We start from the raw sequence: 23,641 nt of genomic DNA, 5'->3' as shown, positions 1-23,641 counted from the left end.
GACGAGAATGAGGCTGGATCCGGATGCCACTGGAGGGTATGCTGGGTCTGGTGATGGTCTTGCACCATCCCACCAAGCGTACTGAAGTTGATGATTCGGATGGCATGCTGGCTCCCATGAGGAACCAACTGTCTGGGTAACATTTTTGGAGTTTGATGATGAGTAACAAAGAACATCACAACGGCAAAGATGCCAAGAAAAAACCGCAGATGTCACTGAAAGAGAAACGCGAAGCCAAACGTCAGAAAGCAGAACTGAAAAACGGCAGCGCAATGAAGTAACGCACCCCTACTGCTGTTCCTTCGGAGCCAGTACAAAGCCAGCCCTTACCGGCTGGCTTTTATGTTTGTGGCTCACGGCGTGGCGCCGTAAGCCGCGAAAATCTGGTGATAACGACCATCCTGATGCATCGCCTCAAGGCGCTTATCAAACAGATTGCGGGCATCGGCCGTTCGGAAGGCAAAGTGATAGACGGTGGGCGGGAAGAGGTCTGCTTGCCTGACCTGATTGCGCTCGTAGTGCTCGCCTGCCTGGGCGGTGGCAATCAGCTGGTCGAGGTAGTAGTAGAACACCCGCTCCTCCAGTATGACTGCATCCACCCTGCCGCGCATTAGCTGATGTACCTGCACCTGCTGCTTGGCTACCTCCTCATAGTGGGGATTCTGGTTGGCCATGGTGGCGAACGCGCCCCCCAGAATGATCCTTGCCCGTTGAAAGGCGGTGACCCGTTTTGAATGCAGGTCGTCCAGAGTACTGATGTGGGTGCTGCGCAGGGTGAAGATCCGGTTATGGAAGGTGATAACGGGCTGGGTCAGAACGTGAGGATCAACCATACCGGGTCTGACGTTGATGATGGCATCCAGCTTTCCTGACTCGAACAGGCGGAAGGTGCGCTCCAGCGGCAGAAATTCAAAGCTGGGCTCATAGCCGCTGCCAGCGAACGCCTCTTTCAGCAGATCCAGCTCGATGCCACGCTGATTACTTTCGATGACATAAGGGGGGATGGCAAAGCTGACCCCGACCTTGAGTGGCGTTGCCTGCAACTGGCCGGAGAGCATGCTGGTCAGCATCAGCAATAAAGGGGTGAGCAGTTTCATTGCACTTTTCACAAAGCGTTCCTGTGGAGAATATCCATCACTGTAGGGGAGGCAACCAAAAAGCGTTATATCCCTTTCGGGCTGAGAGGTTCAGCCTGAGTGCATAAAAAAAGACCCTGAGTTATCAGGGCCTTTTCAATATTCTGTTCTTAGAACGGGATATCGTCGTCGAAATCCATCGGTGGCTCGTTATATACCGGCGGCGCAGATTGCGGCTGCTGGGCAGGACGGCCATAACCGCCTTGCGGCTGCATGTTCTGCTGCGGAGCCGGCGCCGGGCGCTGCTGATTCATCGGCTGCTGCATGGCTTGCTGCGGTTGACCCCAGCCACCTTGTTGGCCACCCATGTTCTGGCCCATGCCCTGACCACCTTGCGGACGGCCACCCAGCATCTGCATGACGCCGGTGAAGCTGTCGACCAGCACTTCAGTGGTGTAGCGCTCCTGGCCACTCTGATCCTGCCACTTGCGGGTCTGTAGTTTGCCTTCCACATAGACCTGGGAGCCTTTCTTCAGGTACTCGCCAGCCACTTCGGCCAGCTTGCCCATGAAGACGACACGGTGCCACTCGGTGCGCTCTTTCTGCTCACCGGTCTGCTTGTCGCGCCAGGTTTCAGAGGTGGCCAGAGTAATGTTGGTCACAGCACCGCCACTCGGCATGTAGCGTACTTCCGGGTCTTGCCCGAGGTTACCGATCAGAATGACTTTATTGATGCCTCGACTGGCCATAATCTCTCTTCCACCTTATTTACCGGCCAGGTCGAAACCTGGTCCAACACGACTAGATACCTGATTAGTTGCTGTGTACGGGGCGCAATGTCCCGCAGACGCATGTGACGGTCATAGTAACAGTTGCGAAGCGGATTGGCAGCATCCTTAACCGGCTTGATGTGCCAAAGGCAACGGTTGGCTCCTGCTGTGGTGATGGTCGGGTTGCATCTTTTTTCGGCGCATCCTGCATCACATTTCTGCCATATATTCCTGTTATGCTGGCAGATTGGCGAATTGGGAACAGTTTTTAAATCGACTAAAAACATATGGTTACGATATTTATGAGATCCATTCTCATACTTTTTTAATATTGTGCTCCCATACCTCCTTGGTAGACTCAGTCGGCCAGATTAGGTGGTTTACAGGTTCAAGGAAGAGCACACAATGAAAGCCGCATGCCCGATCGCACTGGTCACTGAAAATAATGTGCAGGCCAGCACATTTGCTGCATATCTCATCTCTCATTTGAGCCGTCCCGTCCAGCTAATCCACGAGATTAATCAGCTAGATAACCAGTGTGACGGCACGCTGTTTCTCATCGATCTCGACTATATCCGCTCCGGCCAGTCACTGGGCTGGAACCGGGCGATCTCTGAACGCTTTGGCATGGCGGCCACAGTGCTGCTCAATGCTCCCACTGCGACGGATCGCGACCTGCTGCTGATGTGGCCGCAGATCTGCGGTCTGTTTTTCCGTCAGGATCCGCTCGACCGACTGGTTGCCGGGTTGCAGAAAATCCTGTTGGGCGAGTACTGGATGCCGCGCCACCTGCTGTGCGAGCTGGTCGAATACTATCGCCAGGGCAATAGCTACCTGCTGCGTAACGACACCCTGCTGACAGCCAGAGAGCAGGAGATCATCCGTTATCTGATGACGGGCGCCTCCAATGTCGAGATCGCCGACAGCCTGTTTGTCAGCGAGCACACCGTCAAATCCCACCTCTATAACGTTTTTAAAAAGCTGAACGTGAAGAACCGGATCCAGGCGGTGAGCTGGGCCAAAGAGTATCTCGATGCTCCGGACTCCCACTGATGAAAGCGTTCTCTCTGGCGTGTTGCCTTGTGCTGCTCTGGGGCTTCACGACCGTTGTGGCGGCCGAGGCCGATGCTCCGCTGGAGTCGGTACAGCCGGAGCAGGAGAGTGATCGGCTGGATGTGGATGGTTTGGTGCTGGACCGCACTTTTACCCGCTTCGGTCAGGGCTTTTATAACGAATTTACCCGGTTGCGCAGTGATGAAGACCCGAATGCCAGAGAAAATCTGACGATTCATGAGCGCCCGACTGCTCGCTGGGGCAGCCTGATCTGGATCACCCATAACCGGAAGGTGATTTTTAAAACCGCGCTCTCTCCCGGCCGCAATCAGCAGGAGCAGAGCGCCAAACTGGCTTGGTCACAGGTCAGGCAGACCCTCGAACAGCAGAAGATCGCGACCCTGTTCATGGATACCTTCGATTTGGAACATGATGAACTATAAGGATATTTCTCATGCGTGCCCGGTTATTGCTAGTTGCAGCACTGATAGCGCCAGCGCTCCATGCGTCGGAGCTTGTCTATCGCCCCGTCAACCCCAGCTTTGGGGGTAACCCTCTCAACAGCAGTCATCTGCTTGGCACCGCCAATGCGCAGAATGATTACAAGGATCCCGCCAGTGGCAGCGGTAGCAGCGGTACCTCGGCGCTGGATCGCCTGACCTCCAACCTGCAATCCCGCTTGATCAGCCAGCTGCTGGCCGATATCGGCAAGGATGGCAGCCAGAGTGGCAGTCTGGTGACCGATGATTTTGCCATCAATGTGGTGGATGAAGATGGCACTCTGGTGGTTTCGATCACCGACCGGGTGACCAACCAGACCACCATGATCGAAGTGAATGGCCTGATTGCCGACTGAGGGCGCGATGAAACGACAACTGTTATTGATAGTGCCCCTGCTTGCGCTGGCTGGCTGTGCGACCCATATCGGCTCGCCCGTTGCCGATGAGAAGGCAACCCTGATGCCGCGATCCGTCTCTTACAAGGAGCTGATCAGTCTGCCCAAGCCAAAAGGGAAAATTGTCGCGGCCGTCTACGATTTTCGCGATCAGACCGGTCAGTATCTGCCAGCACCGGCATCCAACTTCTCCACGGCGGTCACCCAGGGCGGGGTCGCCATGCTGAGCACGGCTTTGTGGGATTCCCAATGGTTTGTGCCGCTGGAGCGGGAGGGGCTGCAGAACCTGCTGACCGAACGCAAGATTGTGCGGGCGGCCCAGAACAAGCCCAACGTTCCCGGCAACAATGCCAATCAACTGCCCTCGCTGGTCGCCGCCAACATCCTGATCGAGGGGGGGATCGTCGCCTATGACAGCAATGTGCGCACCGGCGGGGCGGGGGCCAAGTATTTTGGCATCGGTGCCAGCGGGGAGTACCGGGTCGATCAGGTGACGGTCAATCTGCGAGCCGTCGATATCCGTTCAGGCCGGATCCTGAACAGTGTCACCACCTCCAAGACAGTGCTGTCGCAACAGGTGCAGGCAGGGGTATTCCGCTTCGTCGAGTACAAGCGCCTGCTGGAGGCCGAGGCCGGTTTCAGCACCAATGAGCCGGTACAGATGTGTGTCATGTCGGCTATCGAGTCCGGGGTGATCCGGCTGATTGCCAATGGCGTGCGGGACAATCTGTGGCAACTGGCCGACCAGCGGGATATCGACAATCCGATCCTGCAGGAGTACCTGCAAGACAACGCCCCGCTGCTTTGAGTTTTCCCGCTCTCGCAATGCCCTCCCTGGTGGAGGGCATTTTTTTGGCCTCTATCGAATACGACTTAAGACTTTCTGCTCAACGACAGGGCGGTGTTTTTCATCCTCGAATCAGCGGAGTGCCTGATAGGCCGCCTCTTGTCTGACAGGGATACTGTGGGCGTTTTCCAACAAGGCGATGGCGCGATGAAACATCTGTTGAGTGCTCTCTTTTTTCTGCTGATATCGGGCGCCCCGCAACTCGCCGCAGAGCCTGCCGTCTTTGATGAGCTGGCGATGGCAAGCGAGCTGGATTCCGGTTTGCAGAACGACGGGAATCAGGCGCTGTTGTGGCAACTCGGTAGCGAGCAGCAACTGCACCTCACCCAGCAAGGGGAGCTGAATCAGGCGCGCCTGCTGCAACAGGGTTGGGCCAATGAGTTGGCGCTCTCCCAGGTAGGAGATGAGAACTGGGTCAATGGTGCGCAACTGGGTGAGGGCAATAGCGCCGAACTCTATCAGGCGGGCATCAATAACCGGATTTGGCTGCTGCAACAAGGCAGCGGCAATGAAGCCTGGATCAGTCAGCAAGGGGCAGACAATCAGGCCCGGGCGATCCAACTGGGTGATGGCAATCAGGCCAGCATCGAGCAGAACGGAATCGGATTAACGGCCACCGTCATCCAGATGGGGGCCAATCAGCAAGTAAATGTCGTTCAAACCAACTGAGCCTAGGCTCAACCATTAGCACGAGAGGGAAATCATGTTTAAACGTACCATCATTGCCTCGGCAGTTCTTCTGGCGACCAGCACCGCTTGGGCGGCATCTACTGGCAACCAGGCTAAGGTGAACCAGGCCCAGAGCGGCAATATCGCCACCATTAACCAGGTGGTGGGAAGCGTCGATAACAAGGCTAACATCGATCAAGCTGGTAACAACAACACAGCTGTTACCACTCAAAAGAATACCGGCCAGTCAGATGCCGATACTCGGCAGGTAGGTGACAGTAACGAGGGTTACATCTTGCAACAAGGTGACACTAACCTCTCCAAAGCCTCCATCGATACAAAGGGGAACGACAACTTTGCTGATGTGATTCAGCAATTTGAGAATGGCGGTGCGGTTGCCGGGGTTGTGCAGGATGGGGATCGCAACGACGCCAAGATCAAGCAAGATAATGGTGACTTAGCTGACTCCAGGATCACTCAAATCTCGGATGGTAATCGGGCTGTCATTAATAACCAGATATCCGATTTCGCTCGGGCGAGTGTACAGCAGCTAGAAGGGGGGGCTCACCAGGCTGACGTGACCCAGACAGCGGCTGATGGAGCCAACGCCGAAGTGGTACAACGTGGAGAGAGCAATATCACCAAGGTGCTGCAGGCAACCGGTAACTATGACTATGCACCGGCGGAAGGAACATCTGCAGTGGTGACTCAGAGTGGTTCTTTGAACAATGCAGACGTCACTCAATACGATAGTGCCAACGTAGCGACTGTTGAGCAAAGTGGAACCCGCGGTGAAGTGGTGACTCTGCAGCAAGGGTCTGATGCCGGGAATGGCAACGGCCTGTTGGCCAAACAGTCTGGAACCGGGGAGTTTGCTGACCTGACACAGGATGGTAATCGCAACCGGATTGAGACCGACCAGCAAGGTACTGGCAATGATGCCTTGGTCAACCAGACAGGTGATGACAACAAGGCCGTGGTCAACCAGTTAGCCAGCAGTACCGATGGTGCGGTCACCATTGATCAGGTAGGTAATGACAACTATGCCAATGCAGTGCAACAAGCAGGCAGCGGCAATACCATCGATATCGACCAGAACGGAACTGGCAACCAGGTTGCCTCTGCTCGTGATGGTGAAGGCAAAGGCGCCTGGACCTGGGGCTCGGACAACGAGCTGGTCGTTGCTCAGAAAGGCACTGACAACTGGGCCTATGCCGATGCGTCTCACTCTGAGTCTGTGGTCAAAGTGACCCAGGATGGTGAGTTGAACAATGCCAAGGTTGAGTCCTACTTGGGTAGCGAGAACAAGCTCACCGTGACCCAGAACGGCGCTGAGCACGAGGCCAATGTCTACGTCAATGCTGGGGTTGGTGGGGGGCGCAACACCGTTGATGTGGTGCAAAACGAAAGCTTTAATACTGCCAATGTGACCGTATTGGGCAGCGATAACCATGCCTATGTCTATCAAGGGGCTGGTAGCAACTGATGGTCATCTCCGGATTCAGGGGCCTGCGGGCCCCTCTTTTATTGGTGCTGCTCTGTGGGTTGATGCTGGTTCATCGCGTCGCTTCCCCAGCAAGCGCTAGGGGAAACGAGATGGAGCCCGATCCGTCGATCCGCTTGTCCCTCAATATTGCGCAGAACGAGCAGGGGCTGTCACTTGCGCCAACGCTGCTCAGCAAGCGCGACTTGACGGTGAGTGTCAGCTTGCTGGTGCATGGCGAAGGGGCGGCCGGGAGCACGACTCAGCGCCAGAGCCGTAATCTGTCGCTGCAGGCTGGAGTGGTCATGGCGGTTGGCAAAATAGGGCTGGGTTTGCGTTGTCCCTATCGGGTCGAGGTCACCGCTCTGATATGGCAAAACGAGCGGCTGCTGGTGGAGAAAAAAGAGCAGATGGCGTGCGCCGGATGATGCGCATTTCATCTCATGACTGTCTATTCATCCAGTAGTCTCTATGCCATACTGACTCGCTCAGGTTTCTGTATCGAGCGTGCAACAAGATGGAAAAGATCGTGGTCCGGGGTGCTCGCACCCACAACCTCAAGAACATCAATCTGACCCTGCCCCGCGACAAGCTGATCGTGGTCACCGGCCTCTCCGGCTCGGGCAAATCCTCTCTGGCGTTCGATACCCTCTATGCCGAGGGGCAGCGCCGCTATGTGGAGTCCCTCTCCGCCTATGCTCGCCAGTTCCTCTCCCTGATGGAGAAGCCGGACGTCGACCATATCGAGGGGCTTTCGCCCGCCATTTCCATCGAGCAGAAGTCCACTTCCCATAACCCGCGCTCGACCGTCGGCACCATCACCGAAATCTACGACTACCTGCGTCTGCTGTTCGCCCGGGTCGGTGAGCCGCGCTGCCCGACCCATGCCATTCCGCTTGCCGCCCAGACCATCAGCCAGATGGTGGATCAGGTACTGGCCCAGCCGGAGGGGAGCAAGCTGATGCTGCTGGCCCCGGTGGTGCGTGACCGCAAGGGGGAACACACCAAGCTGCTGGAGAATCTGGCGGCCCAGGGCTACATCCGTGCCCGCATCGACGGCGAGGTGTGCGATCTCTCAGATCCTCCGACTCTGGAGTTGCACAAGAAGCACACCATCGAGGTGGTGGTGGACCGCTTCAAGGTGCGCGATGACCTTGCCTTGCGTTTGGCCGAGTCGTTCGAGACGGCGCTGACCCTCTCCGGTGGCATTGTGCTGGTGGTGCCGATGGACGGTGAAGAGGGGGTTGCACCCATGACCTTTTCCGCCAACTTCGCCTGCTCGGAGTGCGGCTACTCCATGTCGGAGCTGGAGCCGCGCATCTTCTCCTTCAATAACCCGGCCGGTGCCTGTCCCACCTGTGATGGTTTGGGCGTGCAGCAATATTTCGACCCGGCCAAGGTGATCGGCGATCCGGCCATCAGCCTGGCCAACGGCGCCATCCGTGGCTGGGACAAGCGCAGCTTCTACTACTTCCAGATGCTGAAATCTCTCTCCGAGCACTACAAGTTCGATCTGGAGACGCCGTGGGAGGATCTGCCGCTCAAGACCCAGGAGGTGATCCTGCGTGGCTCCGGTCGCACCGAGATCGAGTTCCGCTACATGAACGACCGCGGCGATGTGGTGGTGCGCAAGCACCCGTTCGAGGGGATCCTACACAACATGGAGCGGCGCTACCGGGAAACCGAGTCCAATTCGGTGCGTGAAGAGCTCTCCAAATACATCGCCAACAAGTCTTGCTCAAGCTGCGATGGCAGCCGGCTGCGGGAGGAGGCGCGCCACGTCTTCGTCGACAACCGCAACCTGCCGGCCATCGCCGAGCAGTCCATTGGCGATGCGCTCGCCTTCTTTGAGGGGCTGAATCTGACCGGCCAGCGCGCCCAGATCGCCGAGAAGATCCTGAAAGAGATCGTCGAGCGGCTCGGCTTCCTGGTAAACGTTGGCCTTAACTACCTGAGCCTGTCGCGCAGTGCCGAGACCCTCTCGGGCGGCGAAGCGCAGCGCATTCGACTGGCCAGCCAGATCGGTGCAGGTCTGGTAGGTGTCATGTATGTGCTGGATGAGCCGTCCATCGGTTTGCATCAGCGCGACAACGAGCGTCTGCTCAAGACACTCACTCATCTGCGTGATCTCGGCAACACGGTGATCGTGGTGGAGCACGACGAGGACGCTATCCGCCTCGCCGACCATGTGCTCGACATCGGCCCGGGAGCCGGGGTACACGGCGGGGCCATCGTCGCGCAGGGTACGCCGGAGGAGATCATTGCCAATCCCGAGTCACTCACCGGTGACTACCTCTCCGGTCGCAAGCAGATCGCCATTCCTGCCGAGCGTACCCCGCTCACCGGCAAGTGGTTGAAGCTCAAGGGGGCGAGCGGCAACAACCTGCGCAACGTCAACCTGGATCTGCCGATCGGAGTGATGACCTGCGTCACCGGCGTCTCCGGCTCCGGCAAGTCGACCCTGATTAACGATACCCTGTTCCGCATTGCTCACCGCGAGTTGAACAAGGCCACCGAATCCACCCCGGCACCCTATCGCAGTGTCGAGGGGCTGGAGCATCTGGACAAGGTGGTGGATATCGACCAGAGCCCCATCGGCCGCACCCCGCGCTCCAACCCGGCCACCTACACCGGCCTGTTCACCCCGATCCGCGAGCTGCTCTCCGGCACTCAGGAGGCGCGTTCCCGAGGCTACCAGCCGGGCCGCTTCTCCTTCAACGTGAAAGGGGGCCGCTGCGAGGCGTGCCAAGGGGATGGAGTCATCAAGGTGGAGATGCACTTCCTGCCGGACGTCTACGTACCGTGCGACGTCTGCAAGGGCAAGCGCTACAACCGCGAGACGCTGGAGGTGAAGTTCAAGGGCAAGAACATCCACGAAATCCTCGAGATGACGGTGGAAGATGCCCGCGAGTTCTTCGATCCGGTACCGGCAGTGGCGCGCAAGCTGCAGACCCTGATGGACGTGGGCCTCTCCTATATCCGCCTCGGCCAGTCGGCCACAACCTTGTCTGGCGGTGAGGCACAGCGGGTCAAGCTGGCGCGGGAGCTCTCCAAGCGGGATACCGGTCAGACTCTCTACATTCTGGACGAGCCGACCACAGGGCTGCACTTCCACGATATCCAGCAGCTACTCAAGGTGCTGCACCAGCTGCGGGATCGTGGCAACACCATCGTCATCATCGAGCACAATCTGGATGTCATCAAAACTGCCGACTGGATCGTCGATCTGGGTCCGGAGGGGGGCGCCGGTGGTGGCCGCATTCTGGTGACGGGGACGCCGGAAGAGATTTGCACCAATAAAGAGTCTCATACAGCTCGTTTTTTGCGGCCACTATTGGCGCGATAAGCCGTTATAATCGAGGGGCCTTTGGCCCCTTTTTGTTATAAAAATCGGGAGCATAGGGGGAAGCTCGTCAAGTGTGGGCAGGCTTGGCATCTCAGCATCATGGTAATGGATATATCGGGTTATGGCTCAGGCTCCGCGTACGATTGATCATCAGTTGGCTTACTCTATGTTCCCCATCTGGCTGGGGGCGATCCTGCTATTGCTGGTCCTGCTGGCGTGGGCCCAAATCCCGGCTGCCAGCCGGATTGAAGAGCAGCGAATGAAGGAGCATCTGCTGCGCGTGACCAAGGCGGTGCAGGCGGATGTGGCCGCTCTGGATGCATTCAGTCGGGATTGGGGCATCTGGGATGACAGTCACCGTTTTATGGACAACAAAAGCAGGGCGTACATCGAATCCAACCTGTTCAGTGATATGCCGATGCGGGATTTTAGTCTCAACCTGATGAGCTTCATGGATCTCACCGGCTACGAAATCTGGACGCGCACCCTGCTACCCGATGCGCCGGGGATCAATCCGGACCAGTTTCCCTACTTCCTTGATGAATTGAAAAAGCAGTTGAGAGAACGCTCGGTGGCACAAGGGGGCATCAATCTGCACGGGATCCGCGCTTCCCAGTGGGGGCCGCTGATGTACTCGTGGCAGCCGATCAGAAACAGTGACGAGTCGGCACCGTTCAACGGTTTCTTGCTGGTTGTTCGTTGGCTCGACAAGGCCTACCTCGAGCAAGTATCGGAGCGTACCGCGCTGCCACTGGCGATCTCCCACGCCAATCTGGATGTCACAGCTACCTTCAAACCACTGAAACCGCAAATAACGTATCGCCTGATCGACCTTGGGCTGACCCGGCTCAGGGGAGAGGTGCGACTGCTCAACAGCGATAACCAGCCGGTACTGACCCTGGTGATTGAGGAGGAGAGAAAGATCTTGAGTGGCGTCATGGAGGGGGCGCTCTGGACCTTTATCGGCATGCTGTTTATCAGTTTTATCTGCGTCATGATCGCCATGTACCGGCTCAACAGCATTGTGCTTACCCCGTTGCAGCAGCTGGTGTCGGCGCTGCAACGCTTTGGCGATCGGCCAGATGCCACCTTGATCCCCTATATCGACAGCAGCGCCGAGATGGCGACCCTGAGCGGCAAGTTCAAGGAGATGGCCAGCAAGGTTAGTCAGCAACACGATGATTTGTTGGAAAAATCCAGCCAGATGGAGATGGCTGCATTCACCGATCCCTTGACCCGTTGCTTCAATCGTCGCTATCTCGATGGTTGGTTGCAGGCCAACCGGGCCAAACCTTGTCTGTTATTGCTGCTGGATCTGGATCATTTCAAGCGGATCAATGACCGCCTTGGCCATGACATCGGGGATCTGGTGCTGAAACAGCTGGCGGGTCTGCTGTGCAAGGTGGTGACAGGAGAGCGCGAGCCTATCATCCGGCTGGGCGGGGAGGAGTTCTTGTTGCTGCTACAAGTGGATGACGAGCAAGAGTTGGCGTTGCGGGTCGAATATCTGCGCCAGCGTGTCGCTCAGCACCGCTTTGGCAGAGAGGATGCGCCACTCTGGTTGACGGTGTCGCTGGGGTTCTGCCGCTATCCGTTGCACCCGGAGTGTCCGGATTCATTCTGGAGTCACAGCTTCAAACTGGCGGACATGGCGCTGTATCAGGCCAAAGTCGGCGGGCGAAATCGGTGGTGTGGCTACGCAGGTAGCCTCTCTGCGGAGGGAATGGGCCAGACTCCGGAACAGCTTGCCGAAGGGGGGCATATCACCCTGCTGCACTCTGTCAATCCGGATTAACCCTGCCGTACCAATACCAGATAGGCCAGGGCGACAATAAAACCGAGCAGGATAAAGAGAAAGGATCCGATCCCCCAAACGGCCGCGAGAAAGGCCCCCACCTTTTGCCATTTCGACTCATTTTTCATAAATAAACCATTACTTCCCAGTAACTTGCATGGCGCAAAAAATACGCTGATTTGCCCATATTAACAACAATTAATAGCCACTCTGCCGAGCTATAAGGTGTGGTTTGCTTGCTTGTTTTGGCGCTGAATGGGGTTAGTTACAACCTGTCGAAACAGGTATTCCGGCTTGTTGTCTGGGGACTCAAGGAGATTGGGATGGCGCGCAAAGATGTCACACCAATCGATTTATTTCCGCGCAACCTTTGCTTCAAGTCAATAACTTTGCATTTACAAGGGCATATAGTCAGCGGGCTTACAGCATCAAATGAAAACAAAAAAGGGATTACGTGATGAAAAAATTACTTCCTCTGATGATTGCCGCTGCAGTGGCCTCTCCTTTCGCCATGGCCCATCAGGCTGGCGACATTCTGGTTCGTGGTGGTTTGGCATTTGTATCGCCGCAGGAAAGCAGCACGCCTGTAGAGCTGGAAATTAATGACAACATGCAATTGGGATTGACTCTCTCTTACATGATTACTGATAACTGGGGTATCGAATTGCTGGCTGCAACCCCCTTCTCTCATTCAGTCAAACTGGGTGGCGCTGAAGTTGCCAAGATCAAGCATCTGCCGCCGACTCTGATGGGTCAGTACTATTTTGGCGATGCTCAAAGCAAGGTTCGCCCGTATGTCGGTATTGGCGTGAACTACACCACCTTCTTTGATGAAGAGGGTCGTGGTGCACTGTCAGGAACCGATGTCAAAGTCGATGACTCCTGGGGGGTTGCCGGACAAGTTGGTATCGATATGGCGATCACTGACCGCTGGTTTGTCAACGGTTCAGCCTGGATCATGGATATCGATACCGATGTGCATACTGCGATTGGCACCATTAATACCAAGGTCGACCCGATGGCCTTTATGGTGGGTGTTGGCTACCGCTTCTAATGATTCTGACTGCGGTTCTGAACGGATCGCGGAAGATAGCAAAGTACGTCTCTTTCAGCCCGGCTTTTGCCGGGCTTTTTTCGTATTGCTGATTTTGTCTGGACTGTGATCCAACCCGATACAAATCAATTAAATCCCTGTCGCTTTATTTCAGTTATTCGCCACCCTTGCCGATAGTGACTATGTTCACTTTACCTTCCCCCAATGAGTGAGGATGTCTCCATGGGCTTATCTATTGTGCAGCGGATCATCGCCGGATTCGTGTTGATGCTGCTGTTGCTGATCCTGCTTGGTGTGATCAGTACCTTTAAAATCAAGGGTATAAATGACGGCCTCTCTGCCGTATCTGACCGGGCAACCCCGCTGGTAGTGGCTGTCGCAGGTCTAAAGGGGGCACTGCAGGATAGTAACCGCTGGGTGCTGGTCTACCGCACCAGTGAAGATGCCGCCCAGTTGCCGCAGCTGGCCAATCAGTTCAAGGAGCAGCAGAACCGCTTCGCCCAGCTGAGTCAGGAGATGGGTAAATTTACCGGCGTAGCGGATGCCCGAGCCCGTTTCCAGCAGGTCGAGAGTGCTACCACCCAATTTTATGGCTTGGCGGATCAGGTGTTGGCCCAGCATAGGCAGTGGGTCAGTGCACTGGATCAGCGCCACAAGCTGGAGATGGAATTTATCCGCCTTGAGGATACCTACCAGTGGGCGGCTGATCTGCTGTTGCAACAGACGGCCAGCAAGCGTTCCATGCGCAACAAGGCGGAACTCATTACCTCAGGGATCGCCCGCGATCTGAAGAATATCCGCCGTGCCGATGCCAAAACCGACCTGAACGAGCTGGAAAAGGTGCTTAGCAAGGATATTGAGATGGCCCGCAAGCGTCTGGAGCGTGTACTGGTGCCCGATGATGTGAAAGCGCGCTTTGTCTCCAACCTGGATCGGATGCAGGAGCTGGCGCTCGGCGCTCAGGGCTTGCTGGCGACCATGCGTCAGGCCCAACAACTGGAGCTATCGTTGGCTACTCAGAATCAACAGCTGGATGCCAGTCTGGTCAACAGCCTCAATTTGCTCGATGAGATGGGCAAGTCTGCCGGAGCCATCGCCAGCGAGAGCCGTGTCAATGCGGATGAGGCGGTCAGCAGTGCCAGCTTCTGGATCCTGGTGGTTGCCGCGATGTCGGCTGCTGCCGCACTGGTGATCGGCTATACCACGGCACGCAGCATTCAGCGTCCGTTGCAGATGATCAACAAGGAGCTCGATTACATGGCGGCTGGCGACATGACACGGCGCATCAACTACCGCAGCAGTTGCGAATTTGGCAGCCTCTCTCGCTCCATTGATACGCTGGCGGGCAAGACTGGCGAGCTGCTCTCCCAAATCAATGCGGGCTCCCGCCATCTGGTGGACGAGGCGAGTCGCGCTGCCGAGATCAGCGAACGGGCCATGTCTCGGGTGCAGGAGCAGAAGAGCCAGACCGATCAGGTAGCCGCCGCCATTACCGAGTTGGAAGTGAGTGCGACCGAGGTGGCCCGCTCTACCGATGGCACCAAGCGGGAAGTGGATCTGGCTGACGAAGAGGCGCGCAATGGTCGCCAGAAAGTGGCCACCACTCGCCGGATCACCGAGCAGCTGGCTGGCGCCATGGAGGAGGCTGTCGGCATCACCTACAAACTTGGGGAATTCAGTAACAATATCGGCAGCATTCTCGATGTGATCCGCAGTATTGCCGAGCAAACCAACCTGCTGGCCTTGAACGCCGCCATCGAAGCCGCCCGTGCTGGCGATGCCGGCCGCGGTTTCGCGGTGGTGGCCGATGAAGTGCGGGCGCTGGCCAATCGCACCCAGACCTCGACCGAAGAGATCCAGGGGATGATTGAGAACCTGCAAAGCTCCAGCAAGCATGTGGTTGAAGTGATGGGGCGCAGCCAAGAGCAGACCCAGAGCTGTGTCGAGCAGACTCGCGAGATGGATGTTGCGCTGCAATCGATTGCCGATCGGATGAGTGCCATCAAGTCGATGGCTGATCAGGTGGCCCATGCCGCTCAGGAGCAGATCTCCGTCAGTCAGGGGGTCGCTCGTCATATCGCCGGTATTGCCGATGTGGCATACGAAACGGAGCGGGAGGCGCGCGAATCCGCCAGCAGCAGTGAAGTGCTGGCCGACCTGGTCGCCAAACAGCAGCAATTGATCTCACATTTCAAGGTCTAGGAGGGCTTATGTCTAAACAGTGGATTGGAGCCCTGAGTCTCCTGTTGTGTGGCCAGCTGATGGCCAGCGAGCTGGTGATTGAAAGCTGGCGAACCGATGACAAAGCGTTGTGGGAGCAGAAGATTATCCCGGCGTTTGAAGCGGCGCATCCCGGCATCAAGGTGAGTTTTCATCCGGTGCAGAACGTCAACTACATGCCCACTCTGTGGGAGAGCCTGAAAGGGGGCAAGGCGGGGGATCTCATTACCTGTCGTCCGTTTGATGACTCGCTTGCCTTGTTCAAGGCGGGACATCTGGCCGAGCTGACCGAGATGGCGGGAATGGAGAACTTCCCGAGTTTTGCCCAGTCACCCTGGCAGACCGATTCCGGTGCCCAGACCTTCTGTGTACCCATGGCGTCGGTCATCCATGGCTTCTTCTATAACAAGAAGATCTTCAGTGAGTTGGGGCTGACATTGCCGCAAACCCGCGATCAGTTCTTTGCCGTGCTGGACAAGATCAAGGCTGATGGGCGCTATGTGCCGTTGGCCATGAGCGGTTCCGAGAGCTGGGTTGCCTCAGAGCTTGGCTTCCAGAATATTGGCCCCAACTACTGGAAGGGAGAGGACGGCCGTCTGGCTCTGATCGGCGGGCAGGAGCGGTTGGATAACCCGCAATATGTGAGGGTGTTCGATGAGCTGGCCCGCTGGCGTTCCTACCTTGGCGAGGGGGCCGAGAGCCGCGATTATGCGACCAGCAACGAACTGTTTACCTCCGGCAAGGCCGCTTTCTATGTTGCAGGATCCTGGGAGATTGCCCCCTTCACCGGCAAGGTCGATTTTGGTGTCATGCGCCCGCCGGTGGCCAAACAGGGTGATGGCTGTTTCTTTACCGACCACACCGATATCGGTATGGGGATGAATCCGGCCAGCAAGAACAAAGAGGGGGCGATGGCTTTCCTGCAGTGGCTGACGACGCCGCAATTTGCCGAGCTCTATACCAACTCGTTGCCTGGATTCTTTTCCCTCTCCAACCACTTCTTCGATGTCACCAATCCGGCGGCTAAAGAGATGATGGAGTGGCGGGATCAGTGTGACTCGACCATTCGGGTGGCGACTCAGATCCTCTCCCGTGGTACGCCCAAGTTGGGGGATGAGCTGGCCGAGGTGAGTCAGGCTGTGTTGCTCGGCAAGATGGAGCCCAAGGCTGCCGCGGATCGACTGGAAAGTGGCTTGAAGAGCTGGTATGCCCCTCATCAGGGCAACAAGGCCAAGAGCGCGGATTGTCAGTGTGATGCGGTTGTCCCTGCCCCTGCCCCTGCCCCTGCTTCGGCTTCAGCGCCGGCGACTGAGGTGTCCGCAGCTCCCGCGACCAGTGAAACATCGGCCGTGGTGGCACCAGCTGTGACTCCCGCAGAACCCGCATCAGCGGCCGCTGCCCCATTACCGGCGCCGTCGGATGAGGTGGAACAGGCGCTCTCCAACGAGCTGGAGGCGCCACAGCAGCCACAGCAATAGGTCATCTGCATCAATAAAAACGGGAGGCATCAGCCTCCCGTTTTTTTATGGCTCGCGGCCAGCATGTATCGCTTTATTGTGCTTCGTGGGGCCAGCGGCAGAGGCTGCCGATGCGGGCAACCGGGGCAAACCCCAGAGAGCGGTAAATGCGCTGGGCATGGTAATGCTCGTCAGCCACTATGATCAGCTGTTTGGCACGGGATAATCCTGCGCGAGCCACTTGACTCAGCAGCTGGCGGCATAACCCCTGATTGCGCCACGCATGGTGCGTGCGTACCAACTGGAAGCGCCCAAGTGTGCCGCAAAAGAAGAGGCCACAGCTGGCGACCAGTTGTTCCTCTTTCCAGATCCCCCACCAGTCCCCGAGACCATCGGCAATCATGGCCTGATAGAGCGCCTGGCGGGATCGCAGATAGGGGAGATAGCTCTGTTCCGAGTGTCCCTCATCCCGTTCATTGAGTTCGAAGTCGAGCCACTCAGGCCAATCAGCAGTAGTGAAGGTGCGTGCCTCAACCTTGTTCATGTCGTCGTGAGGAGGTGGGCAGCTCTGTTCATCCAGCGCCAGTACCACGCACTCCATATATTGGTATCCCGTTGCGACAAAACCGGCGATCCGGCTGTTTTGCCCGGCGGCCAGCGGCCATTGGAAGGTGCGGTGGCGCACTCGAGGATCCTGGCCGATCAGCTGATCAAATGTGGCTTCCAGCCAGCCTTTGTCACGGTCGCTGGGTGGGTTGGGGAGTAGCAGGTAGTTGCCGAAGTAGTAGTCGGGAGCATCCGGCGTACGAACCGCCCAGAACTGATCGTGCTGAACAACCTCGCCCTGATAGCGATCGAACAGCAAGTCGGTGGCAAAGCCGGGGTGGGTATCCATGATGGTGCTCCTGCAAAGACTCATTCTGTTATCGGCAGGAGTGGGAAATAGATGAAAAGGGGCCGGAGAAACCTCCGGCCAAACAATCACACGCAGATTCAGAACGTCCAGGACGATCTACCCCCATCATAACTCGACTGGGGCGATTTTGGGATGGGCACTTTTCGGTTACGTACCGTTAATTTTGTAAATATGAAGTTCGTCAGATCGGATGTGAGGTAAATCCCTGTTGACTTTGTGTCGTTTTACTCATAAATATAAAGACGTTTAGACGTCCAAACATCCGTTTTGACGTGGGCAGATGGATTGTAGGACAGGGAGAAGAGCAGATGGGTTTTCACAGTGCACGTCAGGTTGAGGCGCTCAACCAGAGCTTGGCAGATTTGAATGGCGATATATCGGTCAGTTTCGAGTTTTTTCCGCCCAACAGTGAAGGGATGGAGAATACCCTCTGGCAGTCCATCGAACGGCTGAAAGTGCTGGAACCCAAGTTCGTTTCCGTCACCTATGGCGCCAACTCCGGCACCCGTGATCGCACCCACAAGGTGATCAAGGACATCAAGGAACGGACAGGCCTGATTGCGGCGCCGCACCTGACCTGTATCGATGCCAGCCGCGACGAGCTGCGCACCATCGCCCGCGACTACTGGAACAGCGGTATTCGTCATATCGTGGCTCTGCGCGGTGACTTGCCGCAGGGGCTGGAGAAACCGGATATGTATGCCACCGACCTGGTTGCCCTGCTCAAGTCGGAGGCTGACTTCGATATCTCGGTTGCCGCCTATCCGGAAGGGCACCCGGAGGCCAAGAGTGCGCAATCCGACCTGCTCAACCTCAAGCGCAAGATCGATGCCGGTGCCAACCGCGCCATCACTCAGTTCTTCTTCGATGTGGAAACGTATTTGCGCTTTCGGGATCGCTGCGCCGCCATCGGTATTGATGCTGAAATCGTGCCGGGGATCCTGCCGGTCTCCAACTATCAGACCCTGGCCAAGTTTGCCGGTTTTACCAACGTGAAGATCCCGCGTTGGATGCATCAGCGTTTTGAGGGGTTGGATAACGATCAGATGACTCGCAATCTGGTGGGGGCTAGCATCGCCATCGATCAGGTGCGCGTGCTGAGTCAGGAAGGGGTGAAGGATTTCCACTTCTATACCCTGAACCGCTCCGAGCTGACTTATGCCATCTGCCATACTCTGGGGGTTCGTCCCAAGGGTTGACCGGTGGTCACCGCGATAAAAGCAAAAAGCCAATGAGTTGCTCATTGGCTTTTTCGTTATGGCCGATTATCAAGGTCTGGTCGGGGCGAGCTCTTTTGGCTCAAGATCGATAACCGCATTACCGGCAGCCCCCGGATACTGGCGATAGACCTGATCCTGCTCCAGTGTGTAGAAGGTATCCAGATAGTCGTCGTTATTGGTCATCCAGGAGTCGGGTAGCGCCTTGACGATGCGACCGCCGAGATCGAGGAAGGGCAGTGCTTCCGGCACGCCACCCGCAGTAAAGCCGAGTTTGAGAGCTTCAATCAGCAGGGCGCTCAGCTCCTTGTAGTTGACGTTGTCATCCTGCTCCATCATCACCACATCGACGGCACCCCAGCGATAGCGATCCCAGTAAACCAGGATCTGGTTGGGGGTGTAGTCTGTGTTGTCATAGTCGAGGTAGGGCATGTCGACAATATCGACTACTGGCTCATCTCGGCTGGGATTGACCCCTGCGACCACTGCATACACTTCGGCCGCGCCGAGTAGCCAGGGCTCCTGATCATCCTTCAATCTGATCTTTTTCAGGATACTGGTCTTGAGCGGCGCTGTGCTGGACGCTGCTCGTGGAGCGCTTTGCAGATCCGCATCGGCCAGCGCTTTGCGCATCACCTTCAAGCCTGCGTTTTTGGCTTTGACGGGATCGGCTTCGACTACCAGAACCGGCCGGGCCGGTGCCTTGTCGATATCCAGATAGACTGGATTACCGGCGCTGTCGAACGCTTCAATGGCGCTCCAGCTCTTCTCATCTCCACTTGGAACATAGGCGACCAGCGGTTCGACGCCCTGTTGCAGTGCAGCGGCCTGATCGGTGTTGGCCAGCCGCAACTGCATCAGTTGCTTGACCTCGCCATCCAGTCCTTGCCGGCTGATGGCTGCCTGGTTGGCATCGGTCGCCTGCCGCTTAAGGCGCGGGCTGGCCTTCTGCAGCAGATTGGGAAGCGGGCTCTGATATTGCTGATTGCTCAGCAGGGGCAGCAGGTTTTTCTGCTGAAGTGCGAGCTGGCGAGCCAGCTCTCGATCCGTATCGGCAGCCTGGACGCTCGTGGCTCCCAGTATGGCCAGTAGTAACAAGACAGCCTGATTTTTCATTTTTATACTCCGTTGCATGGAACCTGACAGGGCACCATGTCCGGGAAGATTGGTGCCCTGGCACCACTAGAAGGAAATTAGTTTCACTTGTGAATCATTTTATCTGGATAGTGTGCAGAGGTTCACGGTTTGAGGTTCAATTGATTCCTTTGTCGATATGATAGGAACTGATAGATAGCCAGACCAATCAGCAGACCCCAGCAGGCTGCCGCGATGCCGAGCAGGCTGATCCCGGACGCGGTAATGATAAAGGTGAGCTGCGCAGCTTCTCGCGTTTCATCCTCTTGCAAGGCAGAGTGCAGGCTGTTGCCGATGGTGCCTAGCAGGGCCAATCCGGCGACGCAGGTGACAAGGGTTGCCGGAAAGGCGCTAAACAGGGCCGCGACGGTCGCACCGAAGCAGCCGGTCACGAGATAAAAGCAACCCGCCCAAACCGCAGCAGGCCAGCGGCGCTTGGTATCCGGGTCGACCTCTTTGCCCATGCAGATGGCGGCAGTGATGGCGGCCAGATTGAAGGCATAGCCACCAAAAGGGGCGAGCAGCAGGCCGGTCAGGCCAGTCCAGCTGATCAGCGAGGAGGTGGAAGGCTGATAGCCGTGGGCCCGCAAGATGGCAATTCCCGGCATGTTTTGCGATGTCATGGTGACAATGAACAGCGGCAGCGCGATACCAAACAGAGCATCAAGGGAGAAGGCTGGCCATGTCCAGAGCGGGCTGGCGAGTTGCCAGTGAAGGGTGCCCATTTGCAAATCCCCCCGCACGCTGCAGATCAGCATCCCCACTCCCAGTACCAGCACCATGGTATAGCGGGGCCAGAGATGACGACCCAGCAGGAAGGCTAGCAGCAGGGTGCCAAGCAGCAAGGGATCTTGCGGGGCGACCTTGAACAGCTCCAATCCGAATCTGAGCAGCACGCCAGCGAGCATGGCGGCGGCCAGCGGAGCCGGGATATGTTTCATCAAACGGTCGAACCAGCCGCTGATGCCACACAGCGTGATCAGCAGGGAGGAGATCACAAAGGCGCCGATCGCTTCCGCCAGAGTGAAGTTGCCCAGCGTGGTGATCAGCAGTGCCGCGCCCGGTGTGGACCAGGCGGTTAGTATGGGTATGCGGTAATAGAGAGAGAGGCCGATGCAGCTCACCCCCATGCCGATCCCCAGCGTCCAGAGCCAGGAGGCGACTTGAGCAGTATCAGCACCTGCTGCCGTGGCGGCCTGGATGATCAGGATGACGGAACTGGTGTAGCCGACCATCACGGCGATAAAGCCTGCGACCAGATGGGGGATGACGAAGGGCATGACTCTTCCTCTTGGCGTTGTGACGCGCTGTGCGTTATTACGTACAATACAGCTTTGACTATATCGCTGTGCGTTATAGCGCACAAGGTGCATCGTGCAAGAGTAATAAAGAGGCAGTTATGCAAGAGATGAGTCAGCATCTGGCTGCTCGACTGAAGGGGCTGCGTAGCGAGCGCGGCTGGAGCCTGGATGCCGCCGCGCGCGAAACGGGTGTCAGCAAAGCGATGCTGGGGCAGATTGAGCGGGGAGAGTCCAGCCCGACGGTGGCGACGCTATGGAAGATAGCCACCGGTTTTCGAGTCTCATTTTCCAGTTTCATTGAGCCCACACCCGCTGCGCAGGCTGAGGTGCTCTATCGCACCGCCGATGCCATTCGCCAGCAGCCAGCGGGAGAGGGCATGCAAGTGGCCCCCCTCTTCCCTTATGAAAACCGGTTTGGCTTCGAATTGCTTGAGCTGACCCTGTTGCCGGGTTACCAGCGTGAATCCGAGTCCCATGAGCCGGGAGTGACCGAACATGTCATCGTCATCAGCGGCATGATGGAGGTGCTGGTGGAAGGGGAGTGGCGTTCATTGGTGCAAGGAGAGGCGGTGCGTTTTGCTGCCGACCGTCCCCACGGTTATCGCAATCTGGGCATAGCCCCGGCGATTTTCCACAACCTCATCCACTATCCGGTGGCAACACCCTGAACATGTTCCGCAGTCATCAACCCGGTCGACCATCTGCTCTGGGGCGGATCAGTATCGGGGTATAGACCCAGACAAACAGACCATAGGCAGCGATCCAGGCAAGCGCGCTGAGGTTCCAGCCATGCAGGGTATAAGCAGGCCAGAACAGCGGAATCGTCACCCGCATTGTAGCGGCAGCGATAACCAGGGCGAATGCGCCAGTGATCCTGCGTCCTACCTGCAAGGCCCGACCGCTATGGCCGAGGGAGACTCGCGCAATCATGCCCAGGATCATGGTGCCCATACAGCCTGCGCTGAGCAGGTGACTGGCCATCGACAACGTGATGGGCAGACCCGCGCTATGTGCCGCAAGGGCGAGCAGGCCAAGAGGGATAAACAGATAGGCGAGATGGAGTGACCACAGCAGGGGATGCGCAAGGGTCGATGGCAGATGCCAACGCAGTTGCCGCCACAGATGCAAACTCGCCGCCACTATATAGAGAGGCACTATATATATGCTGGTGACCCATTGGGTGGGGAGCAGCAGCCAGCAGAGCAAGATAAGCCACAGTGTCGCGAGCGCCGCCCGCTCCAGCCAGAGCTGAGGTGCAGCTTTATCCTGACCGGTTGCTCGGGCGGTGAAGAACGGAATCACCCTTCCACCCATCACGGCGATCAGGGTGGTAAACAACAGCACTGTGGTGATCAATAGGTGCTCAACGGTGGTCCAATCGGCCTGCCATAACCAGCTGGCACCATTGAGCAAGGTCAGTATCAGCAACAGGGGCACGAAGAAGAGGTTGCGCCATTGCCGGGTTATCAAGATAGGCTTGGCAAGGAACCAGGCGCACAGCGGCAGCCAGAGCAGGTCTGCTACCATCAGGATCATGTTCTCCTCACCCAGCCAGGGTAACAAGGTCCTTGGCAATATCCACAACCCCACCACCATTGCCAATGGCCAGCTCCGAATACCGGGATGGGCCGTCCAGTTCTGCACCGCGGTGAGCAGAAAGCCCGCGACGATGGCTGCCCCGAAACCAAACAGCATTTCATGACCATGCCACCAGATCGGGTTGGCAATCCCTGGCAAGGTTAGCCAACCGTTGAGCTGCCCCAGCCAGAGCAACATGGCGACGGCAGCAAACAGAGCCCCGAACAAGAAGAAGGGTCGGAACCCCAAGCGGAACAGCGGGACGATTTGCTCTTCCTTATGGCTATCGAGGATTTGATGCATGAGGGTATTCCAATTGAACATTTGAAATGGCAATTATAAATTGGCTTTTCAAATGTTCAATTTAAATCCGGCAATAGTCAGGATTGATGCCATTTTGAGCAAAAAAAGAGGTGGTTGCTTGATATCTGAGCGAACGAACTTTTTTGCTGAAAAAGCCCTTGTCATCCCGGCGCGGCTCCCTATAATGCGCCCCTACCAGCACGGCGGAACACGCCAAACTGATGAGCCAGCTTCCTAGCGAAGTGGGCGCCGAAAGAAAAGCGAAAACAATCGCTTGACTTTCGAAGTGAGAGGTGTAATATGCGCCTCCTCAGCGCGACAAGCGTGACGCTCTTTAACAATTTGAATCAAGCAATCTGTGTGGGCACTCACAGCATCGAGCATCAAAAACAATTTTTGATTTTCAATGTCTGATGAAGTGACCAAAGCAACGAAAGTTGCAGCAGTTAATTCAGCAATTCATTGAGCCGCTTTTCGAAGCAACCAAACTTAAATTGAAGAGTTTGATCATGGCTCAGATTGAACGC

The 23,641-nt window shown here is 56.9% G+C and carries 23 protein-coding genes; 16 read left to right on the top strand and 7 right to left on the bottom strand.

Translation table 11 applies throughout. The features are described 5' to 3' along the window. Nucleotides 1-158: 158 nt before the first annotated feature. Entirely contained in the window at nucleotides 159-281 is a 123-nt protein-coding gene (locus G5533_RS14035) for a hypothetical protein (protein ID WP_005306071.1), read from the top strand. A 72-nt stretch (nucleotides 282-353) separates the two neighbouring features. Here G5533_RS14035 and G5533_RS14030 read toward each other — a convergent pair whose 3' ends face one another. After that, complete coding sequence (locus G5533_RS14030; RefSeq protein ID WP_421255510.1) at nucleotides 354-1,097, bottom strand: substrate-binding periplasmic protein; 744 nt, start codon at nucleotides 1,095-1,097, stop codon at nucleotides 354-356. Between the two features lie 149 nt (nucleotides 1,098-1,246). After that, entirely contained in the window at nucleotides 1,247-1,825 is a 579-nt protein-coding gene (locus tag G5533_RS14025) for a single-stranded DNA-binding protein (protein WP_204480312.1), read from the bottom strand. 426 nt (nucleotides 1,826-2,251) lie between these two features. Between G5533_RS14025 and G5533_RS14020 the strand changes: the two genes are divergently transcribed. From G5533_RS14020 to G5533_RS13980, 9 genes are all read left to right on the top strand, one after another. Beyond that, complete coding sequence (locus G5533_RS14020) at nucleotides 2,252-2,899, top strand: LuxR C-terminal-related transcriptional regulator (protein ID WP_158113813.1); 648 nt, start codon at nucleotides 2,252-2,254, stop codon at nucleotides 2,897-2,899. Further along, nucleotides 2,899-3,342 carry a curli production assembly/transport protein CsgE gene (locus tag G5533_RS14015; protein WP_201952785.1) on the top strand — a complete coding sequence of 148 codons (444 nt, stop codon included), beginning with the start codon at nucleotides 2,899-2,901 and terminating at the stop codon, nucleotides 3,340-3,342. Before G5533_RS14020 ends, G5533_RS14015 begins: the two co-directional genes overlap by 1 nt. A gap of 11 nt (nucleotides 3,343-3,353) precedes the next feature. Next, the gene (locus G5533_RS14010) at nucleotides 3,354-3,755 is read left to right on the top strand and encodes a curli assembly protein CsgF (protein WP_270905357.1); all 402 of its coding nucleotides are present in this window, start codon (nucleotides 3,354-3,356) and stop codon (nucleotides 3,753-3,755) included. Nucleotides 3,756-3,762: 7 nt separating this feature from the next. Next, nucleotides 3,763-4,602: a CsgG/HfaB family protein gene (locus G5533_RS14005; protein ID WP_005355003.1), complete on the top strand. Its 840-nt coding sequence runs from the start codon at nucleotides 3,763-3,765 to the stop codon at nucleotides 4,600-4,602. A 186-nt stretch (nucleotides 4,603-4,788) separates the two neighbouring features. Next, complete coding sequence (locus tag G5533_RS14000) at nucleotides 4,789-5,310, top strand: curlin (protein ID WP_201952781.1); 522 nt, start codon at nucleotides 4,789-4,791, stop codon at nucleotides 5,308-5,310. A 34-nt stretch (nucleotides 5,311-5,344) separates the two neighbouring features. After that, complete coding sequence (locus G5533_RS13995) at nucleotides 5,345-6,796, top strand: curlin (RefSeq protein ID WP_441254923.1); 1,452 nt, start codon at nucleotides 5,345-5,347, stop codon at nucleotides 6,794-6,796. A gap of 110 nt (nucleotides 6,797-6,906) precedes the next feature. Further along, complete coding sequence (gene csgH, locus G5533_RS13990) at nucleotides 6,907-7,221, top strand: curli-like amyloid fiber formation chaperone CsgH (protein ID WP_254204223.1); 315 nt, start codon at nucleotides 6,907-6,909, stop codon at nucleotides 7,219-7,221. 89 nt (nucleotides 7,222-7,310) lie between these two features. Continuing rightward, nucleotides 7,311-10,139, top strand: coding sequence for an excinuclease ABC subunit UvrA (gene uvrA / locus G5533_RS13985; RefSeq protein WP_441254922.1), 2,829 nt, complete (start codon nucleotides 7,311-7,313; stop codon nucleotides 10,137-10,139). Nucleotides 10,140-10,260: 121 nt separating this feature from the next. Continuing rightward, nucleotides 10,261-11,934 (top strand): sensor domain-containing diguanylate cyclase, encoded by a 1,674-nt coding sequence (locus tag G5533_RS13980; protein ID WP_441254920.1) that lies wholly within the window; start codon nucleotides 10,261-10,263, stop codon nucleotides 11,932-11,934. On the opposite strand, the gene G5533_RS13975 is transcribed toward G5533_RS13980, so the two are convergent. Next, nucleotides 11,931-12,062: a hypothetical protein gene (locus G5533_RS13975; protein WP_019445201.1), complete on the bottom strand. Its 132-nt coding sequence runs from the start codon at nucleotides 12,060-12,062 to the stop codon at nucleotides 11,931-11,933. The genes G5533_RS13980 and G5533_RS13975 overlap by 4 nt on opposite strands. 195 nt (nucleotides 12,063-12,257) lie before the next feature. Here G5533_RS13975 and G5533_RS13970 point away from each other — a divergent pair, with 195 nt between their 5' ends. From G5533_RS13970 to G5533_RS13955, 4 genes are all read left to right on the top strand, one after another. Next, a complete protein-coding gene (locus tag G5533_RS13970; RefSeq protein WP_441254918.1) occupies nucleotides 12,258-12,392 on the top strand; it encodes a hypothetical protein in 135 nt (44 codons plus the stop codon). Then, entirely contained in the window at nucleotides 12,392-12,988 is a 597-nt protein-coding gene (locus G5533_RS13965; RefSeq protein ID WP_279464765.1) for an OmpW family outer membrane protein, read from the top strand. The genes G5533_RS13970 and G5533_RS13965 overlap by 1 nt, the downstream gene beginning before the upstream one ends. Before the next feature lie 222 nt (nucleotides 12,989-13,210). Further along, nucleotides 13,211-15,190, top strand: a complete 1,980-nt coding sequence (locus tag G5533_RS13960) for a HAMP domain-containing methyl-accepting chemotaxis protein (RefSeq protein ID WP_421244496.1) — start codon at nucleotides 13,211-13,213, stop codon at nucleotides 15,188-15,190. Nucleotides 15,191-15,198: 8 nt separating this feature from the next. Further along, the gene (locus G5533_RS13955; protein WP_421255476.1) at nucleotides 15,199-16,686 is read left to right on the top strand and encodes an ABC transporter substrate-binding protein; all 1,488 of its coding nucleotides are present in this window, start codon (nucleotides 15,199-15,201) and stop codon (nucleotides 16,684-16,686) included. Nucleotides 16,687-16,759: 73 nt separating this feature from the next. Here the strand turns inward: G5533_RS13955 and G5533_RS13950 are convergent, their stop codons facing one another. Further along, a complete protein-coding gene (locus G5533_RS13950; protein WP_258721854.1) occupies nucleotides 16,760-17,560 on the bottom strand; it encodes a GNAT family N-acetyltransferase in 801 nt (266 codons plus the stop codon). A gap of 329 nt (nucleotides 17,561-17,889) precedes the next feature. On the opposite strand from G5533_RS13950, the gene metF reads away from it, so the two are divergent. After that, nucleotides 17,890-18,780: a methylenetetrahydrofolate reductase gene (metF, locus tag G5533_RS13945; RefSeq protein ID WP_005340191.1), complete on the top strand. Its 891-nt coding sequence runs from the start codon at nucleotides 17,890-17,892 to the stop codon at nucleotides 18,778-18,780. Between the two features lie 69 nt (nucleotides 18,781-18,849). On the opposite strand, the gene G5533_RS13940 is transcribed toward metF, so the two are convergent. Together G5533_RS13940 and G5533_RS13935 are read right to left on the bottom strand one after the other, a co-directional pair. After that, nucleotides 18,850-19,914, bottom strand: a complete 1,065-nt coding sequence (locus G5533_RS13940) for a DUF3103 family protein (protein WP_421255475.1) — start codon at nucleotides 19,912-19,914, stop codon at nucleotides 18,850-18,852. A gap of 122 nt (nucleotides 19,915-20,036) precedes the next feature. Further along, nucleotides 20,037-21,212 (bottom strand): benzoate/H(+) symporter BenE family transporter, encoded by a 1,176-nt coding sequence (locus tag G5533_RS13935; RefSeq protein ID WP_279498989.1) that lies wholly within the window; start codon nucleotides 21,210-21,212, stop codon nucleotides 20,037-20,039. Between the two features lie 119 nt (nucleotides 21,213-21,331). Between G5533_RS13935 and G5533_RS13930 the strand changes: the two genes are divergently transcribed. Further along, a complete protein-coding gene (locus tag G5533_RS13930; RefSeq protein WP_216947454.1) occupies nucleotides 21,332-21,901 on the top strand; it encodes a helix-turn-helix domain-containing protein in 570 nt (189 codons plus the stop codon). Nucleotides 21,902-21,917: 16 nt separating this feature from the next. Here G5533_RS13930 and G5533_RS13925 read toward each other — a convergent pair whose 3' ends face one another. Beyond that, on the bottom strand, nucleotides 21,918-23,114 hold the full coding sequence (locus G5533_RS13925) for an NnrS family protein (RefSeq protein ID WP_201992449.1): 1,197 nt from the start codon (nucleotides 23,112-23,114) through the stop codon (nucleotides 21,918-21,920). Nucleotides 23,115-23,641: the final 527 nt, after the last annotated feature.

It is taken from the genome of Aeromonas sp. A600620 (genome assembly GCF_029479985.1).
GTDB classification, from domain to species: Bacteria; Pseudomonadota; Gammaproteobacteria; order Enterobacterales; family Aeromonadaceae; genus Aeromonas; species Aeromonas veronii_A.
This window is presented reverse-complemented; position numbering and strand designations above follow the sequence as displayed.

What these genes read in the sequence shown, in the direction of transcription:
- G5533_RS14035 (WP_005306071.1), top strand. Translation starts at nt 159, where the DNA reads ATGAGTAACAAAGAACATCACAACGGCAAAGATGCCAAGAAAAAACCG.
- G5533_RS14030 (WP_421255510.1), bottom strand. Translation starts at nt 1,097, where the DNA reads ATGAAACTGCTCACCCCTTTATTGCTGATGCTGACCAGCATGCTCTCC.
- G5533_RS14025 (WP_204480312.1), bottom strand. Translation starts at nt 1,825, where the DNA reads ATGGCCAGTCGAGGCATCAATAAAGTCATTCTGATCGGTAACCTCGGG.
- G5533_RS14020 (WP_158113813.1), top strand. Translation starts at nt 2,252, where the DNA reads ATGAAAGCCGCATGCCCGATCGCACTGGTCACTGAAAATAATGTGCAG.
- G5533_RS14015 (WP_201952785.1), top strand. Translation starts at nt 2,899, where the DNA reads ATGAAAGCGTTCTCTCTGGCGTGTTGCCTTGTGCTGCTCTGGGGCTTC.
- G5533_RS14010 (WP_270905357.1), top strand. Translation starts at nt 3,354, where the DNA reads ATGCGTGCCCGGTTATTGCTAGTTGCAGCACTGATAGCGCCAGCGCTC.
- G5533_RS14005 (WP_005355003.1), top strand. Translation starts at nt 3,763, where the DNA reads ATGAAACGACAACTGTTATTGATAGTGCCCCTGCTTGCGCTGGCTGGC.
- G5533_RS14000 (WP_201952781.1), top strand. Translation starts at nt 4,789, where the DNA reads ATGAAACATCTGTTGAGTGCTCTCTTTTTTCTGCTGATATCGGGCGCC.
- G5533_RS13995 (WP_441254923.1), top strand. Translation starts at nt 5,345, where the DNA reads ATGTTTAAACGTACCATCATTGCCTCGGCAGTTCTTCTGGCGACCAGC.
- csgH (WP_254204223.1), top strand. Translation starts at nt 6,907, where the DNA reads ATGGAGCCCGATCCGTCGATCCGCTTGTCCCTCAATATTGCGCAGAAC.
- uvrA (WP_441254922.1), top strand. Translation starts at nt 7,311, where the DNA reads ATGGAAAAGATCGTGGTCCGGGGTGCTCGCACCCACAACCTCAAGAAC.
- G5533_RS13980 (WP_441254920.1), top strand. Translation starts at nt 10,261, where the DNA reads ATGGCTCAGGCTCCGCGTACGATTGATCATCAGTTGGCTTACTCTATG.
- G5533_RS13975 (WP_019445201.1), bottom strand. Translation starts at nt 12,062, where the DNA reads ATGAAAAATGAGTCGAAATGGCAAAAGGTGGGGGCCTTTCTCGCGGCC.
- G5533_RS13970 (WP_441254918.1), top strand. Translation starts at nt 12,258, where the DNA reads ATGGCGCGCAAAGATGTCACACCAATCGATTTATTTCCGCGCAACCTT.
- G5533_RS13965 (WP_279464765.1), top strand. Translation starts at nt 12,392, where the DNA reads ATGAAAAAATTACTTCCTCTGATGATTGCCGCTGCAGTGGCCTCTCCT.
- G5533_RS13960 (WP_421244496.1), top strand. Translation starts at nt 13,211, where the DNA reads ATGGGCTTATCTATTGTGCAGCGGATCATCGCCGGATTCGTGTTGATG.
- G5533_RS13955 (WP_421255476.1), top strand. Translation starts at nt 15,199, where the DNA reads ATGTCTAAACAGTGGATTGGAGCCCTGAGTCTCCTGTTGTGTGGCCAG.
- G5533_RS13950 (WP_258721854.1), bottom strand. Translation starts at nt 17,560, where the DNA reads ATGGATACCCACCCCGGCTTTGCCACCGACTTGCTGTTCGATCGCTAT.
- metF (WP_005340191.1), top strand. Translation starts at nt 17,890, where the DNA reads ATGGGTTTTCACAGTGCACGTCAGGTTGAGGCGCTCAACCAGAGCTTG.
- G5533_RS13940 (WP_421255475.1), bottom strand. Translation starts at nt 19,914, where the DNA reads ATGAAAAATCAGGCTGTCTTGTTACTACTGGCCATACTGGGAGCCACG.
- G5533_RS13935 (WP_279498989.1), bottom strand. Translation starts at nt 21,212, where the DNA reads ATGCCCTTCGTCATCCCCCATCTGGTCGCAGGCTTTATCGCCGTGATG.
- G5533_RS13930 (WP_216947454.1), top strand. Translation starts at nt 21,332, where the DNA reads ATGCAAGAGATGAGTCAGCATCTGGCTGCTCGACTGAAGGGGCTGCGT.
- G5533_RS13925 (WP_201992449.1), bottom strand. Translation starts at nt 23,114, where the DNA reads ATGCATCAAATCCTCGATAGCCATAAGGAAGAGCAAATCGTCCCGCTG.